Source organism: Niastella sp. (assembly GCF_045805085.1).
Taxonomy (GTDB): domain Bacteria; phylum Bacteroidota; class Bacteroidia; order Chitinophagales; family Chitinophagaceae; genus Niastella.
Map to the genome: position 1 here is coordinate 1 of NZ_JBJMLX010000212.1, position 4326 is coordinate 4326.

Annotated in this window: 5 protein-coding genes; 3 read left to right on the forward strand and 2 right to left on the reverse strand. The window is 45.8% G+C overall.

Translation table 11 applies throughout. The annotated features are described in order from the left end of the window. Positions 1–165: 165 nt before the first annotated feature. Positions 166–1053, reverse strand: a complete 888-nt coding sequence (locus tag ACJ751_RS10915; RefSeq protein ID WP_407745525.1) for a hypothetical protein — start codon at positions 1051–1053, stop codon at positions 166–168. 194 nt (positions 1054–1247) lie between these two features. Here ACJ751_RS10915 and ACJ751_RS10920 point away from each other — a divergent pair, with 194 nt between their 5' ends. The 3 genes from ACJ751_RS10920 to ACJ751_RS10930 all read left to right on the forward strand — a co-directional run bounded on the left by ACJ751_RS10920 (position 1248) and on the right by ACJ751_RS10930 (position 3675). Then, a complete protein-coding gene (locus ACJ751_RS10920; protein ID WP_407745526.1) occupies positions 1248–2222 on the forward strand; it encodes a hypothetical protein in 975 nt (324 codons plus the stop codon). Positions 2223–2316: 94 nt separating this feature from the next. Continuing rightward, positions 2317–3201 carry an AraC family transcriptional regulator gene (locus ACJ751_RS10925; protein ID WP_407745527.1) on the forward strand — a complete coding sequence of 295 codons (885 nt, stop codon included), beginning with the start codon at positions 2317–2319 and terminating at the stop codon, positions 3199–3201. 3 nt (positions 3202–3204) lie between these two features. Further along, positions 3205–3675 carry a DUF983 domain-containing protein gene (locus ACJ751_RS10930; RefSeq protein WP_407745528.1) on the forward strand — a complete coding sequence of 157 codons (471 nt, stop codon included), beginning with the start codon at positions 3205–3207 and terminating at the stop codon, positions 3673–3675. 76 nt (positions 3676–3751) lie between these two features. Here ACJ751_RS10930 and ACJ751_RS10935 read toward each other — a convergent pair. Next, the coding region (locus tag ACJ751_RS10935; RefSeq protein WP_407745529.1) for a polysaccharide lyase family 7 protein at positions 3752–4326 on the reverse strand (575 nt) is incomplete at its 5' end.

Sequence of the window (4326 nt, forward strand, 5' to 3'; positions counted from 1 at the left end):
AAGGTTTGTTTATATGTGCTGAACAAATGTAACTGGTTTTACCAGTTCAGGTAATATTTAAATATTGCGCATATAAAATTAGAAACAGTATCCGTTATAGTTAGTCGTTAATAAAAAAGCCCCTCCCGATTTATCGGGAAGGGCTTTTAAAGAGTTTTTGATCTGTTATTTTTGAGCGGAGTTGGTGATTTTTTCATTCACGCCATCCCAGGTATATACAGCGCTTTTCTTCTCGGTTACTTTCAGGATCGGATTACCTTTTTTGTCTACTTTCTCAGTATCTTCTTCAACCAGTTTATTCCAGAGTATCGTGTCAGGCTTTCCATTTTTTTCGCTGGGGAAGGTAAAGGTTTCGGAGTGGTAGAAACTACCTGCATCGCTTACATTTTCTTTATCAGGGAAGCGGAGCAACTGGTTGCTTTTGGTAAAGGCAAAGTAATAGTCGTAGGTTGAAATGCCGCAGGCGTCGCCGGAAAATTCAAGTGTAATGATGTTCTGTACATTGGTAAGTCCCATGCCGCTCATGATCTTTCCACTGCTGTAGTTAGCGCTTTCATCATCAAAGGTGATGAACGATCGGCTGGCAAGCACCTTGCCTTCCTGTACTACTTTCAACCGTACCAGGAACCGGCGGATGGTATCCTTGTCTCTTTTTATAATACTATCGGCACGGCGTTCAATGCCATACACAAATTTTACATCGCCACGGCGCAGGGGCGTACAGCTTACCAGTCCCTGCCAGATGTAACCGTTTTTGGGTGCCCCATTTTTGGAGTAGTTGATCTTCAGCCAGGGGCCTTTTAACCCGCGGATGGTAAGGCTGTTGGTAGTTACTCCGGTAACGGTGATGTTATCACCGGCAAACAGGGTGTCTATGGGAGCTTGTTTCGTATCAGGTGAAACGCGGATCAGGGCGGTGTCGGCAAAAATATAGCGGTCAGTTGTGTCGTTGCTGCTAATTCCCAGGCTGCGCATATCGGGCGAATCTGGTTTATCCTGCGCCAGCACGAAATTACCAAGAGCAAGGAAAAGGAGCAATAAGGGTGTTTTCATGGGCGCAAAATAATATTTCCACCGGGTAAATCATAGCGGTTTGGGTCATCCCCATTTACTATCTTTGTTGCTAAAGTAACAATAACCCCCAAACTGACCCTTATATGGTGCGCCTGTTTAATAGCCGAACATTGTCCCTGACCCACCTTCTCGTTTTTCTTTTATTATTAGCAAATATTGGATGTCAAAAAGAAATGTCTAAGGATACCCTGGGTTCCGGTGGAACAGTAGGCGGTGGCGGCGGCGGCAGTACTTCCGGCGGAACGGCCGTGTTTAAACTGGTGCCGGCAGGCAACAATTGCTCCGATGCGGTAGTAACCGGTTTAATTGAGGCCGGTACAACCCTGGCTGCTGATGCCCTGATAACAGTTACAGTAAATGTTACCAAAGTCGGCGACTGGACCTATTCAACAGCTGCTGCAAATGGGTTTTCATTTGTGGGTGCCGGAAATTTCACTGCAACGGGGTCACAGGTAATTACCCTGTATGGGGTTGGTAAGCCTACCCGGGCCGGTGTTTTCAGTTTTACCCTAACTATTGGCGGTGGCTCCTGTTTGGTTCCTGTATTGGTAGCAACTGCCGGTACCGGTGGTACTGGTGGCGGCGGTGGCAATACTACCGGCGATTTTTATTATAAAGCAACCATCGATGGCACAAACTATACCCAAAACATAACCTCCACAACCACTGATTATGAACCTGGCGAGAGCATGAGCGGCAGTGATGATGTTTATTTTGGCGGCGGCATTAACTGGTCTAGTACCACCGCGCCTTTACCTGCAGGTAAAACCGAGTTTAGCATTGGTAAAGGTATCATGCACGGTTATTTGTCTGCTACAACAGCCCAGTTCAAAGCCTTTTTTGCTCCTGCTTCTTATCCTTACACGGCAGATATTTCAACTATTGATGGGATAACTGTCTCCTGGACCGACCCCAGTGGCAATCCGGGCACTAATGGTAATGATAATGTTTGGAGTAGCGATGCCGGTACAAAAGACCAAACGGGCAGCGCCTTCAAGATCATCAGCGCCACGGAATTTATAGATCTTGCAGGTAGTTATAATGTGATAGTAAAAGCCCAGTTCAACTGTAATTTGTATAATGAAAAGACCGGGGCCAAAAAAGTGCTGACAAATGGTGAAGCCGTAGTAGTGTTTGGGATGTTTTAAAAACTCCTCAATCAGTAAAAAGTACCATAAAACCCATAAAAAGCACCCTTGCTGCTGGTAGGTCTTTTATAGCTTTGTGCTATAATTAAAGGCCATGTCGAACCAGCATCTGCCAACATATAGCATCCATAACTTAAAGGAGTCGCGGTTTTCGCCGAAAGACTTCATGGCAGATCACTTTCCCCATTACCTGGAGGAACATAAAGACCTGCGGTTTCCGCATAAGCATTCTTTTTACCAGCTTGTTTACTTTTCAGGCGGCAGGGGCGGTCATTCCATAGATTTTGTTTATTTTCCGGTTGAACCCGGTCAACTCTATTTCATGATCCCCGGTCAGGTGCATAGCTGGGATTTTGAAGGGCTGCCAGACGGCTTTATCGTGAACTTTTCAGAACAATACATCGCCGGTTTTTTAGCCGAACCCCGCTACCTGGAGCAATTCACTTTCTTTTCCGGCATAGCACAGGAACAGGTGATCGTGCCGCCTGAACCCGTAAGACCAGCCATACAGGACCTGTTGGAAGGGATCGTGCGCGAAGGCAACTCCGCTGCTCCATTAAAAGATGATATGGTTAGGGCCGCATTGGTGCAATTGTTCATTCTGGTTAGCAGGAACGCCGGCGCGGATACAACCAAACAAACCACCAATTACAACACCGTTGTATTGCGCAACTTTCAAAAGTTGATCGATCAGCATTATAAAGAAAAGAAGCTGACGAAAGACTATGCGGCCATGCTATACATAACACCCAATCATTTGAATGCGCTGTGCAAGGATGTTACCGGCCGTTCAGCCGGGGAGCTCATCCGCAACAGGGTATTGCTGGAAGCGAAGCGGCTGCTGGTAAATGCAAAGCTCAGTATTTCGCAAATAGCCACAGCGCTGCAATTTATGGACAACTCCTACTTTTCAAAATTCTTCAAAAAGTATGAAGGCGTAACACCCGAAGTATTCAGAAAACAACACGTAAAAAATTAAAATATGGAAGCGACTATAGATATAACATCTACAGATAAAAAGCCCGGTGTGCTCAATCTTTTTAAATGCAAATGCCCCCGGTGCAGAAGAGGCGATATGTTTGAGAACAGGAACCCGTATGCATTGAAGACAACCATGCGAATGAACAGGGAATGTCCGGTTTGCGGACAGCCATTTAATATCGAGGTTGGTTTTTATTATGGATCAAGCTATGTAAGTTATGCGGCATCAATAGCGTTAAGCGTGGCCACCTTTGTAGCCTGGTGGGTGCTTATTGGATTTTCGTTACAGGATAACCGGTTCTTTTACTGGCTCATCTTCAACTCGGTTTTTTTGATAGCCGCACAACCCTATTTAATGCGTTTGGCAAGAACCGGCTGGCTCCTATTCTTTGTTCGATACGATATTAACTGGAGAACCCCGCCCACACAACAGTTAGAAAGAGTGAACGAGGAACAGGAAAAGAACTGGTGATGTGGGCGTTTATCAATGCAAAAATCTCCCGGTGCATCGGGAGATTTTTTTATGCCTGAAATTGTATGGCTGATTTTTATTGCCCTACCGGCCCGTTTTTCCAGTACTTGATATTTTTCCAACGGGTTTCAGACCGGGAGCCTGAAATATTGTACACGCCACATTTAAAATAATGGTTCGCATTGCCACGGTCGGCGAACGTGCCTTTTAAGGTATTGTTCAGGTATACATATATTTTGCCATTGTCGGCATCGTGTTGCACGTTCACATGTATCCATTTGTTGTACGCGCTGGTCATGAGTTTTTCATTATCGTAACGCCTGATGGTGCCACCACTGGCAGCTGTAATTTTAAGCAGGAGGGAGGTGGCATTGGTAACGCCGCCAAATACCTGCATAAAGTCTGTACCGTCAGAACCGGAAACAATATATATATCGCCTTCAAACTGGTGCCTGCCTGAAGTATAATCATTGTTCATGCGTAATTCTGAGCGGGGCCCGGTACTGCAACCCTGAAACTGACAGGCATCGCCATTATTGATCCAGAAATGATGTTCGCCGGAAGAATAACTATACCGGTCAGATTGAGGCAGGTTCCAGGGCGTTTGAACGCTGTAGGTGTAGGAGGTTTGCGTCCAGCCACTGGTAGGAG

What these genes read in the sequence shown, in the direction of transcription:
- ACJ751_RS10915 (WP_407745525.1), bottom strand. Translation starts at nt 1,053, where the DNA reads ATGAAAACACCCTTATTGCTCCTTTTCCTTGCTCTTGGTAATTTCGTG.
- ACJ751_RS10920 (WP_407745526.1), top strand. Translation starts at nt 1,248, where the DNA reads ATGTCTAAGGATACCCTGGGTTCCGGTGGAACAGTAGGCGGTGGCGGC.
- ACJ751_RS10925 (WP_407745527.1), top strand. Translation starts at nt 2,317, where the DNA reads ATGTCGAACCAGCATCTGCCAACATATAGCATCCATAACTTAAAGGAG.
- ACJ751_RS10930 (WP_407745528.1), top strand. Translation starts at nt 3,205, where the DNA reads ATGGAAGCGACTATAGATATAACATCTACAGATAAAAAGCCCGGTGTG.